Origin of the sequence: Streptomyces sp. NBC_00727 (genome assembly GCF_045161745.1) — a bacterium.
GTDB lineage: Bacteria > Actinomycetota > Actinomycetes > Streptomycetales > Streptomycetaceae > Streptomyces.
In genome coordinates, this window is record NZ_CP108981.1 from 5,025,000 (window position 1) to 5,038,280 (window position 13,281).

Sequence of the window (13,281 nt, forward strand, 5' to 3'; positions counted from 1 at the left end):
GGGTTCCTGTCGAAGTGAGACCGGTGAGGTGATAGAGGGAATCCTAGGGGCCGGAACGGCGTGTCATCGAGCAGATGCCGGTTTGATCTGGAGAATGACACCCCTTTTGAGTGGCTGACCCCGGTAACCCTTGCCACTCGGACGCGTTACGGTCCATGCGGAACCACGGACGACGGCCGGTTGGCTACCCATCGGACTGCTTGCCACTCGATCGAGTGCCCGCAGAGGCCCCGGCCTTGACGCCGGCGGCCGGTGCGGCGCCGCCCTTACCGCCCGCCCCCGGGGTCTCGAAAGACTCCAACGCCTCCAGCACGTCCTGGACACGGGAGATCTCCGTGTTGATGTCCGCGCGCCGGCGCACCAGAACCTCCAGCTCGCGCCGGCCCTCGTCCACCACGCGCTTCGCCTCGGCCTCGGCGTCCGCCCGCAGCTGCTCGGCCTCGCGCACCAGGCTGGCCTTCTTCTGCTCGGCCTCCTTCAGCAGCGCCTCGGCCCGCTTCACGGCGGCGATCCGGACCTTGCTGGCCTCCGAATTGGCGTCCGCCAACAGCTCCTTGGCCTTCGCCGCGGCCTCCTCACGCTGCTCGGTCGCCGCCTTCATCAGCTTGTCGACGCGCTCGCCGACCGTCTTGACCTGCTCGGACGTCTCCCGCCGCGCCCGGTCGTGCAGCTCCTGGACCTCGGCATCCGCCCGGGCGCGCAGCTCCTCGGACCGATCCCGAATCTGGGTGGCGTCCCGGCGCGCACCGACCAGCAGCTCGTCCGCGTCCGTCCGGGCCCGCTCCACCAGCGAGTTGCCCTCGACCGTCGCCTCGGAGGTGATCCGCGCGGCCTCCTTGCGGGCCGCGCCGACCATCGTGTCGGCCTGCTCCTCGGCCTCCGTGGCGGCGCGCAGCGCCTCCTCCTGGGCCTTGTTGATGAGCTGGTCCGCCTGCTCGGCCGCATCCGCCCGCCGCTTCGACGCCGCCTCGCGCGCCTCGTCGAGCAGCCGGTCCGCCTCCTGGCGCGCCTCGGCCCGCATCTGCTCGGCCGCCGCCTCCGCGTCGGCCCGCAGCCGCTCCGACTCCTCGCGCGTACGCGCCGCGTGCTCCTGCGCGGACCCGACGGTGGCCGCCGCCTCCGCACGCATCCGCTCCGCGTCGCCCGCCGCCTCGTCGCCGGTCCTGGCAGCCTGCCGCTCCGCCTCGGTGCGCATCCGCTCCGCCTCGGCGGTCGCCTCGGACACCAGCAGGTCCGCCTGGGCGGCCGCCTCGGTGCGCATCCGGTTGGCGTCCTCGCGGGCCTCCGCCCGGCTGCGCGCAGCGTCCTGCTCGGCCGACGCCAGCGCGTCCGACGCCTCGGTGCGCATGCGCTGGCTGTACTCGGCGGTGTCGGCGCGCAGCCGCTCGGACTCCGCGATCGCGTCGGAGACCGTACGCTCCGCCATCGCCTTCGCGGCGTCCGTCTCCTCCTTGGCCACCTGGCGGATCCGGGAGGCGTCCTCGCTCGCCCGCTCCCGCTCCGCGTGCGCGTCGGCCCGCAGCCGGTCGGCCTCCTCCTGGGCCTCCGACTTCGTCCGCTCCGCGACATGCTCCGCGGTGGAGCGCAGCCCGGCGATCTCCGCCTCGGCCTGCTCCTGGAGCCCGCTGACCGAATCCCGCACCTGCTGGGCGGTCTGCTCGGCCGCCGCGACCAGCTCGGCGGCCCGGGTCTCCGCCTCGCCGGACAGGCGCTGCGCCTCGGCCTGCGCCTCCTCGACCCGCTTGCGCGCGGACGCCAGCAGCTCCTCGCTCTGCTCGCGGGCCCGCTCGCTCTCCTGGTTCGCCTCGGTGCGGGCGGCGTCCAGCGTCTCCTCGGCCTCGCGCCGGCGCCGGTTGGCCTCCTCCTGGGCGGCGGCCAGCGCCTCGGCGGCCTCCACACCCACCCGCTCCGCGGCGGCGGCGGCCTCCGACCGCATCCGGTCGGCGCTCTCCCGCGCCTCGGTCCGCAGCCGCTCCGCCTCGGTGGCCGCCTCGGTGCGCAGCCGTACGGCGACGGACTCGCCCTCCGCACGGGACTGCGAGGCGTCGGCCGCGGCCTCGTCGCGCAGCCGCTGGGCCTCGGCCTCGGCCTGTTCCTGGAGCGTCCGCAGCCGCTCGGCGGCCTCCGCCCGGAGCCGCTCGGACTCCTCGTTCGTCTCGCGCCGGACGCGCTCCGCTTCCGTACGCGCCTCACCGAGCGCCTGCTCGGCGGCGGTGACCCGGGTCTCGGCCTCGTCCTTCAGCCGGGCCAGCTCGTCGGCCGCCTCCGACTGCCGGGCCGCGACCGCGAGCTCCGTCTCCTCGCGCAGCGCGGACGCCGCCTCATCGGCCGCGGTCCTCGTCGCCCCGGCCTGCTCCTCGGCCTCCGTGCGCAGCTGCTCGGCCTCGGCGCGGGCCCGGTCGAGCGCCTCCTCGGCCTGCTTGCGCAGGGTCGCGGCCCGCTCGGCTGTCTCGCCGCGGACGCGCTCGCTCTCGGTGGTCGCGGCGCCGCGCAGCTCCTCCGCGTCGGCCTTGGCCTTCGCGAGCAGCTCCTCGGCGGTCTTCGCGCCCTCCTCGATCTGCTGGACGGCCTCGCGGCGGGCCTCGCCCCGGATGCGCTCGCCCTCGGCGACCGCCTCGGCCCGCAGCTGCTCGGCCTCGCCGCGCAGCCGGCGCGCCTCCTCCTGCAGCTCGACCGTCTTGGCCCGGTACTCCTTGGTGTCGTCCTTGGCCGCGCCCTTGAGCTGGTCGGCCTGCTCGGCGGCCTCGCCGCGCAGCCGGTCCGCCTCGGCCTCCGCCTCGCGGCGGATGCGCTCGGCCTCCTCGCCCGCCGCCCGGGTGGCCGTCTTCGCGTCCTCGGAGGCCTTGGTCAGGATCTCCTCGGCGGACCGGGCCGCCTTCGCCAGCTGGGCGGCCGCGTCCTCGGCGGCGGCGGTGCGCGCGGCCTCGGCCGCCTCGGAGCGCAGCCGCTCGGCCTCGGCGCGGGCGTCGGCGAGCGCCTGCTCGGCCTCCGCCTTGAGGGTCTCGGCCTCCTTGGTCGCCTCGCCGACGAGCCGGGCGATCTCCGCCTTCGCCGTACGGGTGCGCTGCTCGTTCTGCGACTCCGCACCGGCCAGCCGCTTGACCGCGGCCTCCTTGGCCTCGGCGAGGACCTTCTCGGACTCGAGCCGGGCCTCCCGCAGCCGGGTCTCGGCCTCCTGCATGCGCTGCTCGGCGGCCCGGTTCAGCTGGGTGGTCTGCTGCCGCGTCTGCTCGGTCTCGGCCGTCGCCGACAGCCGCAGCTGCTCCGCGTGACTCGTGGCCTCCTGCGCCTGTCCGGCCGCTGCGCCGAGCATCCGCTCGGCGTCCTTGCGGGCGCGCATCAGGATCGACTCGGCCTCGGCGCGGGCGGACTCCGCCTCCGAGCCGATCCGCTGACGGGTCTCCTCGGACAGCCGGGTGGCCTCGGCCCGGGCGGCGGCCAGCGCCTGCTCGGACTCGGCGCGGGACTCCTCCAGGAGTCGGCGGGCCTGCGACTCGGTCCTGGCCCGCAGCTGCTCGGCCCAGGCGACGTTCTCGTTGACGTGGGACTCGACGGTCTGGCGGCGCTCCGCCAGCTCCTGGTCGAGCTGCTGCCTGCGCTGCACGGCCTCGTTGTGCAGCTCGGCCTGGAGCCGGGCCTGGTGCTCCGCGTGCTCCTGGAGGATGCGCTGCGTCTGGGCGCGGGCGTCGCGAAGCTCGCGCTCGGCGTCGCTGCGCAGCTGCTCGGCCTGGACCTGGGCGTTACGGAGCAACTGCTCCGCCTGGTAGCCGATGTCCGCGCTGTCGTACGCGGGACGCATCGCCAGACTGCGCCGAGCCTCGTGCAGCTTGGCGCGCAAGACCTCGACCTGGTAACCGAGGTCATCGGCGTGCTGGACAGCCTTCTCCCGGTCGGTCCTGAGCCGGTCCATCTCGGCCTCGAACCGCGAGAGATGGTCGTCTTCAGCCCGGTGGCTCTCCTGGCGTTCGTAGCCCCGCACTGCGCGGTCCCATCCTTCCCCGAGCTCTCAACGTTCGGGGAATGGTGACAGATCAACGGCTGGGGACGCGGCGCGCCCCCGACCCGGCCCCGGCCCGGAAGAGCCCACTCTACCGGGCGGGTATGGCTGGGGTCAGTGCTCCGTCTTCGCCGTGACCAGTTCGGTGAGCACGCCGTGGCAGTCCTTGGGGTGGAGGAAGGTGATCCTGGACCCCATCGAACCCGTCCTGGGCTCGTCGTACAGCACCCTGACCCCCTTCTCGCGGATGTCCGCGGCGTCGGCGTCGACGTCCGCCGTACCGAAGGCGATGTGGTGCACTCCCTCCCCGTTCTTGGCCAGCCATTTGCCCACGGCCGAGTCCTCCCGGGTGGGCTCCAGGAGCTGGAGGCAGGAGGCCCCGCCGTCGGACGTATCGTTGATCTTGAGCATGGCCTCGCGTACGCCCTGCTCCTCGTTGACCTCGGAGTGGAAGACCTCGAACCCGTAGGTCGAGCGGTAGAACTCGACGGTTTCGTCGAGGTCGAAACAGGCGATCCCGATGTGGTCGATTCGCGTCAGCATGGAACCAGTGCAGCGCGCGGCGGATGGTTACGCAACGTGCGCGCGATCACACTCGCGGGCGGATGACGGGGCGGGTACCGCTCAGTACATTCAAGCGGAGGGGCCGGCATATGAGGGGTGGAAGAAGGAGCAGGGCCTGGTGCGTGCAGCTGCAAGGCGGAGGAGGGAGGCGTGGCGGAGCCACGCCGACCGACGACAACGCCGCAGATGTGCGTGCCAGGGCCTGTGACGCCGCCCCTCATATGCCGGCCCCTCCCACCCTCGTTCACATCTATTCCAAGGGGCTGTGCCTCATGTCAGGAACGACCGGTACCACCTCCGTGATCGTCGCGGGCGCGCGGACGCCCATGGGCCGGCTCCTCGGCTCCCTGAAGACCTTCTCCGGCGCGGACCTCGGCGGCATCGCCATCAAGGCGGCGCTGGACCGGGCCGGCATCGGCGGCGACCAGGTCGAGTACGTGATCATGGGCCAGGTCCTCCAGGCCGGCGCGGGCCAGATCCCCGCCCGCCAGGCCGCGGTCAAGGCCGGCATCCCGATGAACGTCCCCGCGCTCACCGTCAACAAGGTGTGCCTCTCCGGGCTCGACGCCATCGCCCTGGCCGACCAGCTCATCCGCGCCGGTGAGTTCGACGTCGTCGTGGCCGGCGGCCAGGAGTCCATGACGAACGCCCCGCACCTGCTCCCCAAGTCCCGCGAGGGCCACAAGTACGGCGCGATCGAGATGCTCGACTCGATGGCGTACGACGGTCTGACCGACGCCTACGAGAACATCCCGATGGGCGAGTCCACCGAGAAGCACAACACCCGCCTCGGCCTCGGCCGCGCCGCCCAGGACGAGATCGGCGCCCTGTCCCACCAGCGCGCCGCCGCCGCCCAGAAGAACGGCCTGTTCGAGGCCGAGATCACCCCGGTCGAGATCCCGCAGCGCAAGGGCGACCCGGTCCTCTTCTCCAAGGACGAGGGCATCCGCCCCGAGACCACCGCCGAGTCCCTCGGCAAGCTGCGCCCGGCCTTCGCCAAGGACGGCACGATCACCGCGGGCACCTCCTCGCAGATCTCCGACGGCGCCGCCGCGGTCGTCGTCATGAGCAAGGCCAAGGCCGAGGAGCTGGGCCTCGAGTGGATCGCCGAGATCGGCGCCCACGGCAACGTGGCCGGCCCGGACAACTCGCTCCAGTCGCAGCCGTCCAACGCCATCCGGCACGCCCTGAAGAAGGAGGGCATCGGCGTCGAGGACCTCGACCTCATCGAGATCAACGAGGCGTTCGCGGCCGTCGCCGTCCAGTCCATGAAGGACCTCGGCGTCACCTCGGACAAGGTCAACGTCAACGGCGGCGCCATCGCGCTCGGCCACCCCATCGGCATGTCCGGCGCCCGCGTGGTGCTGCACCTGGCGCTGGAGCTCAAGCGGCGCGGCGGCGGCACCGGTGCGGCGGCGCTGTGCGGCGGTGGCGGCCAGGGCGACGCGCTGATCCTGCGCGTGCCGGGCAAGTAGCAGCGGTACGGAAACAGACAGCGAGCGGAACGGAGCGGTGATGGTGGACGTCCCCACCCTGGTGGAGCAGGCCCGCGCGGGCGGACCGCGGGCGGTGGCCCGGCTCATCTCCCTGGTGGAGGGGGCCTCGCCGCAGCTGCGCGAGGTGATGGCGGCCCTGGCGCCGCTGGCGGGCAACGCCTACGTCGTCGGCCTGACCGGTTCGCCGGGCGTCGGCAAGTCCACGTCGACGTCGGCGCTCGTCTCCGCGTACCGGCGGCAGGGCAAGCGGGTCGCCGTGCTCGCCGTGGACCCGTCCTCGCCGTTCTCCGGCGGGGCGCTGCTCGGTGACCGGGTCCGGATGTCGGACCACGCGTCCGACCCGGGCGTCTACATCCGCTCCATGGCGACCCGCGGCCACCTCGGCGGCCTCGCCTGGGCGGCCCCGCAGGCCATCCGGGTGCTGGACGCGTCGGGCTTCGACGTGGTCCTGGTGGAGACCGTGGGCGTCGGCCAGTCCGAGGTGGAGATCGCCTCCCAGGCCGACACCTCGGTCGTACTCCTCGCCCCCGGCATGGGCGACGGCATCCAGGCGGCCAAGGCCGGAATCCTGGAGATCGGCGACGTGTACGTCGTGAACAAGGCCGACCGGGACGGGGCGGACGCCACCGCCCGCGAGCTCAACCACATGCTGGGCCTCGGGGAGTCCCGGGGCCCCGGCGACTGGCGGCCGCCGATCGTGAAGACGGTCGCCGCCCGGGGCGAGGGCGTCGACGAGGTGGTCGAGGCCCTGGAGAAGCACCGGGCGTGGATGGAGGAGCGCGGGGTCCTCGGCGAACGGCGCGCGGCCCGCGCCGCCCGCGAGGTCGAGACGATCGCGGTCACCCGCCTCCGCGAGCGCATCGGCAGCCTGCACGGCGACCGCCGCCTCGACGCCCTGGCCGAACGCATCGTGGCGGGCCGCCTGGACCCGTACGCGGCGGCGGACGAACTGGTGGCGGGGCTGACGGGCGAGAGCTGACGGCGCGTTCGGCTTCCATACGTGTGAGCGCGTGCCGGGACTTCCCGGCACGCGCTCACACGTATTCCCTCAGCCGCGGTCGTCAGGCGTTGAACTTTCCGGCCTGGGCACCGTCGATGAACGCTCGCCACTCGCCATCGGCGAACGCGAGGACAGGACCGCTCTGGTCTTTCGAGTCGCGAACCGCCCGACCACCGCCGGGGAGGTTGGCGACCTCCACGCAGTTGCCCTGATTGCCGGAAAATGAAGACTTTACCCAGACGAGGTTTTCCGTAGGGATCGGGTTCGTGTTCGTCACTTGTCTGCCGTTTCTGCTATGGCCCTGCGGATCAAGGCCCTGGATTTACTCACATCGCACGCTGCCACATTGAGGCGCCGAAACAGCGTCTGATATACCTCAGTGTCGGTTTGTTCCTCGTAGTACACGGTGCCCGTAGTCGACTCCGTGTACGCAACATCCGACTCCGAGGATGAGGAAAAGCTCATGATGACGAACGGCCCGAACAGTGCCGCGTTCAATGCGCTTTCGCTGGGGAGGATTTGCAGCTCAATGCTGGTTTCTTCGCTGGCCGCGAGAAGATGTTCCAACTGTTCGCGCATTACATCCGCGCTGCCGACGGCATGTCTCAGTATCGACTCCGCGAGAATGACCCAAAGGTGGATGGGGTTGTCTCCGCCGAGAACCTTACGGCGCTCCTCGCGCACTTTGACCATCGTGCTGATGTGTTCGTCCGAGGCGTCCGGTACCTGAACCTTGATGACAGCCTCTGTGTATGCGGGAGTTTGCAAGAGCCCCGGAATCAAGCTGGTCTCGACGTCATAAATCTCGGAGGCATCCGACTCGATCGCGATGTAAGCCGCGTATGCGGAGTCGACGACGTTCCCGTATTGGGCCCACCAGCCCTTGCACTTGGCGTCTCTCGATAGCTTCTCGATCTCGGCGCGTTGCGTTCCGTTCGTGACGTTGTATGCATCGAGCAGTGCTCTGAGATCAAGCAACCGGATTCCGGATTGAGCATTTTCAATCCTGGTCATCTTGGACTCCGCGCAGCCGAGGACTTCCGCAGCGTCCGAGTGTTTCAAACCGGCTTTCAAACGCAGATCCCGCAACGTTCGCGCCAGCCGTCGTTGCCGGATGGTCGGGTTGTAAGTGATCGGCACTCCTCGACCTCCCCTCTGTCCTGGGTCAGTCTGCCCGACGCCGACCCGTTGCAGCAACGCTCAGCAGAGACCACCGAAATAGGGACTTGACACTTTGGTGGCTCCAAGGTGCATGGTGGTTGGGTGCTCGCCGATGGGTCCGACCCATCGGTGGCGCAAGGAAGGTGACGTTCCGTCACACAGGGCAGCACCCGCGATAGGGGGCCACATGAGCAGTACTCACCGGTTAAGTGTTCGGTATCCGCGAGTCAAGGCGAGCGTCGGAAGGGCGCGCGAGTTCGCGCGTACGTTCATCGGCGCGGCCGGTCGCGTCGGGCTGTCGGACGACCTTGTGCAGGTTGTCTCGGAGCTGGTCGCGAACGCCGTAGTGCACGGCAGGACGGCTCGCGACCGGCAGGTCGAGGTCACGCTCGACCAGGACTCGGAGCGCGTACGGATCGAAGTGCGGGACGTCGGCGACGGGATCCCGCGCATGCGTCGTGCCGTGCGCCCCCTGGCCGCGTCCGGCCGGGGGCTCGGAATCGTGGCGGCCCTGTCCGCGTCGTGGGGCGTGACGGAGCGGGTCATGGGCAAGACGGCGTGGGCTGAGATCCGGACCAAGAAAGTCGTGTGAGGAGATGAGGTCCGTAATGCGGTACGTAGACCACACGCTGGCTCTGGACCCCGACGCCGTACAGGACTTGGCCCATGCGTGGTGCATGTCGTGTGGTGAGCGGTCCCCGGAAACGGTGGAGAAGGGGTCCGTGCAGGACTGGTGCCTGAAGCATGGCGGTCGGACGCGGCACGCGAGCTACAGGGCAGTGCTCACCAGCTACTTCGTCGTCCGGCCCACGGAGGACTTTCAGTAGCCTTCCCCGAAGGCGGCCGGCGGGCGTGAAGGCGCCTGGGCCGGGCTCGTGGTGCGGGCCCGGCCGTAACAGCCGTTACCCCCGTTGTCCCCGCAAATGCTCCGCCACCGGCGCCAACGCCGCATGCAGCTCCGCCAGCGCCTCCGGCGACAGCAGGTCCATGAAGTGTTTGCGGACCGACGCGACATGGTGCGGCGCCACCTTCCGCATCGTCTCCGCACCCTCCTCCGTGAGGACCGCGTACAGACCCCGGCGGTCCGACTCGCAGTTCTCGCGGCGGACCAGGCCCGCGCTCTCCATGCGGGTGATCTGGTGGGAGAGGCGGCTCTTGGACTGGAGAGTGGCGCCCGCGAGGTCGCTCATCCGCATTCGGCGGTCCTCCGACTCCGAGAGGTTGACGAGGATCTCGTAGTCGTTCATGGTCAGGCCGAACGGCTGGAGGTCCTTCTCCAGCTGGTGGGTCAGCAGCCTGCCGACGTCCAGATGGGTGCGCCAGGCGCACTGCTCGGCGTCGCTCAGCCAGCGGGTGGCCGTCTCGGTCTCCATGTATGGATTCTACCTAAGAAGTTGAAAGCCGGACGAAAGGTGGAGGCGTGACGCCTGGCACGGTACGGGTCGGTATGGGGCGCAGATGTTCGACGTCACACTCCGCAGACTACCGGTCACTCAAGGCATCCCGAGATGTCTCGTCCCTGAGGCAGGAGAAAAGTGGCTTCTGACCTGCACTCTCTCTGTTGTCGGTGGGTACTGTTAGGTTGCGGATCATGACGACGGCAGAGGCGGCCGAGCAGGGAGTGGGGCATGCCCGGTACACCTTCCGGCTTCGTGTGTCGACGACCGCCCTCGCCCGGCTGGAAGCCGAGTGGGCGCGCTGCCGGTGGGTGTGGAACGAGTGCGTGGCGATGTCCCGTAAGGTCCACGCCGCGAACCGGGGAGCCTTGGAAAAGGTCACGTGTGGTCCGGCGCAGCTGGACAGGTTGCTGACCGAGGCCCGGGCATCGGTGGCGTGGTTGCGGGAGGGTGCTTCGGTGCCGCAGCAGCAGGTCATCCGGGACTTCGCCAAGTGCCGCGCCAAGGCGCTGAAGGACATCAAGGCCGGTCTGCCGATGCGGCGGCGTGCAGGGATGCCGCGGATCAAGCGAAAGCGTGACGCGTTGCCCACGCTGAACTACACCACTCGCGGATTCCGGATCAGGGACGGGCATCTGCACCTGGCCGGTGGGATCGTGCTGAGGGTGGTGTGGTCCCGTGATCTTCTGTCCACGCCGTCGTCGGTCCGGGTGTACCAGGACAGCCTCGGGCACTGGTACTGCTCGTTCGTCGTCGCCACCGAGGCCGAGCCGCTGCCCGCCACCGGGCGGGCGATCGGTGTCGACTGGGGTGTGCGGGAGACCGCGACCACCACCTCTGATGCTCACGACCTCCCGCACGCCCAGCATGGGAAGACGGCCGCGCGGAAGCTCTCCCGCTATCAGCGGATGATGGCCCGCAGGAAGACGCCGAAGAACTGTCCCGACACCGTCGGCTATCGCAAGGCCCGCAAAGCCGTAGCGAGGCTCCACAAGAAGACTGCCCGTCAGCGGACCGACACCGCTCGCAAGTGGGCCAAGGCCGTCGTGCGTGACTTCGACCAGCTCGCGGTGGAGGACTTTCGTCCGAAGTTCCTCGCGAAGACCACGATGGCCCGTAAGGCCGCCGACGCGGCGATCGCCGCCACCAAGACGGCTTTGATCGAGCAGGCCCGCAAGCACGGCAGGACCGTGCACCTTGTCCACCCCGCGCACACCACCATGGACTGCGCACAGTGCGGAGCGAGAACCAAGCACGCACTCCCCCTCTCCGAACGAACGTATACGTGCACCGCGTGCGGAGCCGTCTCTCCCAGGGACAAGAACTCCGCCCGCGTGATGCTCGTCCGGGCTGGTCTCAACCCGGCTGGTGCTGATCTCGTAAGCCCTGCCCCCTGCTAGGGGTCAGGCGAAGTGAGCCAGAAATCCCCTCCCGCCAGGGAGGGGAGGTTTCAAATCCCGAAGCGACGCTGGAGGTCCCCCAGCTGACCGGGCGCCCGAGGAGTCGTGCCCGGCCGCGCACCGCCGCCCGGCACCCCCGCCTGCTGCGGCACCGCCCCCGTCGACAGCTCGGCCATCAGCGCCTCGGAAGACTGGAGCAGCACCGTACCGGCGCCCACGAACTCGAACTGGTGCTCCTCGCCGGAGGCCCCGCCGATCCCGGTGAGCGCGCGCAGCCCGCCCATGAGGCCGGTCATGTAGCCGTGGTCGTAGTGGTGGCAGGGGGAGGGGCAGTCCGCCCAGCCCACCAGCGCCTGCGGGTCCACCCGCAGCGGCGGCTCCATGAAGACCACCGGACCGTTGGACGCGGCGACGAACTTGCCGGTGCCGATCAGCGTCAGGAACCCGGGCACGATCGACTGCTTCAGCGCCAGGGACGGCTGGTAGGCGAGCAGGTTGCCGGAGCGGATCGTCAGGTTGCCGTCGTCCAGGTCGTAGGAGTTCACGTCGAACGCCCGGTCGGCGAGCAGCATCTTGCCGCTGCCCTCGGCCACCACCCAGTCGCTCGCGTGCAGCGGCGAGTGGAAGCTCGACCGGACCAGCCGCTCGAACCGGCCGTGCCCGATGCCGTCGAAGTTGATCTGCCCGTAGTAGGCGATCATCTTGCCCTTCTGCAGGAACCACTGGCTCCCCTTGAGCTCCACGCAGAAGGTGTACGCGTTGACGTTGTCGTCCGACGGCAGCGTCATCGGGTCGAAGACCACGGGCCCGTTCACAGCTTCTCCTCCGACGCCTGGACGTACACCGCACCACTGCCGCTCAGCTCCAGCTGGAAGCCCTCGCCCGAGCCGCGTCCCACCATCTCGCGCCAGCCGAGCGCGGTGGAGAGCTTGTTGCGCACCTGGCCGTGGTGGGCCACGTACGCCTGGGGGTCGACGTGCACGTCGCGGCCCGGCGCGATCGGGAGCTCGACGACCCCGCCGTGCGCCATCACCGCCACCGCGCCGTGCCCCGTGAGCGTCGTGGTGAACAGGCCCTGCCCGGTCACCTGGCCGCGCACCATGCCCATCACCCCGCCCTGCGAGCCCATGAACATCGTGCCCTGCTGGAGCGACCCGTCGAAGGCGAGCAGCCGGTCCGCCTCCACGTAGAGGGTGTCCCCGGACAGGCTGATCACGTGGATGTGGTGGCCGCCGTGGCCGAACATCACCGTGCCGTTGCCCTCGACCGTCATCAGCGGGGTCGCCTCGTTCGCCATCCGGCGGCCGATCATCGACATCATGCCGCCCTGGCCGCCCTGGATGTTCGGCGTGAACGCCACCTCGCCCCGGTACGCGAGCATCGCCCCGCGCTGGCTGAACATCTTCTGGCCGGGGACCACCGTCGCCTCGACCATCTTGGAGTTGATCTCCCGGAAGGGCATCAGACGTTCCCCCCGATCGTGTTCCGCTCGCTGGGCTGCACGTAGACCAGTCCCTCGCCCTCGAAACGGATCTGGAAGGACTCGCCCGAGCCCTCGCCGATCAGCGTCCGGAAGTTGACCCCGGACTGCAGGTGCTGCTGGAGGCTGCCCTGATGGGCGATGTACGCGCCCGGGTCGACGAACAGCGGGTACTGCGCCGAGACCCGCAGCACCACGGCCGTGCCGTCCGACATGATCGCCGCCTGGCCGGTCCCCTCCACGGTGGTGGTGAACAGGCCGTTGCCGGACGCCCCGCCGCGCAGCCCGGTGAACGTGGTGCCGGTGCGCAGCCCCGCGTCGGTGCAGAGCAGATTGCTCGCCTCGACGTACAGCTTGTCGCCGTGCAGCGAGACGAGGTTGATCTCGCTCGCCCGGTCCGCGAAGTAGCAGGTGCCCTGCCCGGTGACCTGCATCACCGCCATCGACTCACCGGTCAGCCGGCGGGTCACCATCCCGCGCAGTCCCTCACCGCCGCCCGTCATCTTCTTGAACGACATCTGGCCCTCGTACGCGACCATCGAGCCGTTCTTCGCCTTGACGGCATCGCCTGCCAGATCGACGGCGAGCGTCTTGCTTCCCTCAAGCCGGAACATTGCCACCCGCTGAAAATAGCGGCAGCAACCGCCGCCGGAACAGGGGTAGCCCCGCGATCGGGCGCCCCGGACCGCCCCTGATACGCATCCGGTACGGGACCCGGACGCAATCGGGACGTACTTCTCACGGAACCGGCGGGCGCGGACCGCCTCCCGCAGGACCCCCTGCCGG

Annotated in this window: 12 protein-coding genes; 4 read left to right on the top strand and 8 right to left on the bottom strand. The window is 70.3% G+C overall.

Annotated elements, in window-relative coordinates; translation table 11 throughout:
- Positions 1–184: 184 nt before the first annotated feature.
- Together scy and mce are read right to left on the bottom strand one after the other, a co-directional pair.
- Positions 185–3,979 (bottom strand): polarized growth protein Scy, encoded by a 3,795-nt coding sequence (gene scy, locus OG242_RS22950; protein ID WP_405899939.1) that lies wholly within the window; start codon positions 3,977–3,979, stop codon positions 185–187.
- A 132-nt stretch (positions 3,980–4,111) separates the two neighbouring features.
- Positions 4,112–4,540, bottom strand: a complete 429-nt coding sequence (gene mce / locus OG242_RS22955) for a methylmalonyl-CoA epimerase (protein WP_405899940.1) — start codon at positions 4,538–4,540, stop codon at positions 4,112–4,114.
- A 293-nt stretch (positions 4,541–4,833) separates the two neighbouring features.
- Here mce and OG242_RS22960 point away from each other — a divergent pair, with 293 nt between their 5' ends.
- Both OG242_RS22960 and meaB read left to right on the top strand, forming a co-directional pair.
- Complete coding sequence (locus OG242_RS22960) at positions 4,834–6,036, top strand: acetyl-CoA C-acetyltransferase (protein WP_405899941.1); 1,203 nt, start codon at positions 4,834–4,836, stop codon at positions 6,034–6,036.
- A gap of 40 nt (positions 6,037–6,076) precedes the next feature.
- The gene (gene meaB, locus OG242_RS22965; RefSeq protein WP_405899942.1) at positions 6,077–7,036 is read left to right on the top strand and encodes a methylmalonyl Co-A mutase-associated GTPase MeaB; all 960 of its coding nucleotides are present in this window, start codon (positions 6,077–6,079) and stop codon (positions 7,034–7,036) included.
- Between the two features lie 82 nt (positions 7,037–7,118).
- On the opposite strand, the gene OG242_RS22970 is transcribed toward meaB, so the two are convergent.
- Both OG242_RS22970 and OG242_RS22975 read right to left on the bottom strand, forming a co-directional pair.
- A complete protein-coding gene (locus OG242_RS22970; protein ID WP_405899943.1) occupies positions 7,119–7,334 on the bottom strand; it encodes a DUF397 domain-containing protein in 216 nt (71 codons plus the stop codon).
- Positions 7,331–8,197 (bottom strand): helix-turn-helix domain-containing protein, encoded by an 867-nt coding sequence (locus tag OG242_RS22975; RefSeq protein WP_405899944.1) that lies wholly within the window; start codon positions 8,195–8,197, stop codon positions 7,331–7,333. Before OG242_RS22975 ends, OG242_RS22970 begins: the two co-directional genes overlap by 4 nt.
- A gap of 208 nt (positions 8,198–8,405) precedes the next feature.
- On the opposite strand from OG242_RS22975, the gene OG242_RS22980 reads away from it, so the two are divergent.
- Positions 8,406–8,810 (top strand): ATP-binding protein, encoded by a 405-nt coding sequence (locus OG242_RS22980; RefSeq protein ID WP_405899945.1) that lies wholly within the window; start codon positions 8,406–8,408, stop codon positions 8,808–8,810.
- Positions 8,811–9,120: 310 nt separating this feature from the next.
- On the opposite strand, the gene OG242_RS22985 is transcribed toward OG242_RS22980, so the two are convergent.
- Positions 9,121–9,591: a MarR family winged helix-turn-helix transcriptional regulator gene (locus OG242_RS22985; protein ID WP_405899946.1), complete on the bottom strand. Its 471-nt coding sequence runs from the start codon at positions 9,589–9,591 to the stop codon at positions 9,121–9,123.
- Positions 9,592–9,809: 218 nt separating this feature from the next.
- Between OG242_RS22985 and OG242_RS22990 the strand changes: the two genes are divergently transcribed.
- The gene (locus OG242_RS22990) at positions 9,810–11,015 is read left to right on the top strand and encodes an RNA-guided endonuclease InsQ/TnpB family protein (RefSeq protein WP_405899947.1); all 1,206 of its coding nucleotides are present in this window, start codon (positions 9,810–9,812) and stop codon (positions 11,013–11,015) included.
- A 50-nt stretch (positions 11,016–11,065) separates the two neighbouring features.
- Here the strand turns inward: OG242_RS22990 and OG242_RS22995 are convergent, their stop codons facing one another.
- Genes OG242_RS22995 through OG242_RS23005 form a run of 3 tightly spaced genes read right to left on the bottom strand, consistent with a single transcriptional unit; the run spans position 11,066 to position 13,109 of the window.
- Positions 11,066–11,830 carry an AIM24 family protein gene (locus OG242_RS22995; RefSeq protein WP_405899948.1) on the bottom strand — a complete coding sequence of 255 codons (765 nt, stop codon included), beginning with the start codon at positions 11,828–11,830 and terminating at the stop codon, positions 11,066–11,068.
- On the bottom strand, positions 11,827–12,477 hold the full coding sequence (locus OG242_RS23000; protein WP_405899949.1) for an AIM24 family protein: 651 nt from the start codon (positions 12,475–12,477) through the stop codon (positions 11,827–11,829). The genes OG242_RS22995 and OG242_RS23000 overlap by 4 nt, the downstream gene beginning before the upstream one ends.
- Entirely contained in the window at positions 12,477–13,109 is a 633-nt protein-coding gene (locus OG242_RS23005) for an AIM24 family protein (RefSeq protein ID WP_405901702.1), read from the bottom strand. The genes OG242_RS23000 and OG242_RS23005 overlap by 1 nt, the downstream gene beginning before the upstream one ends.
- Positions 13,110–13,281 lie beyond the last annotated feature (172 nt).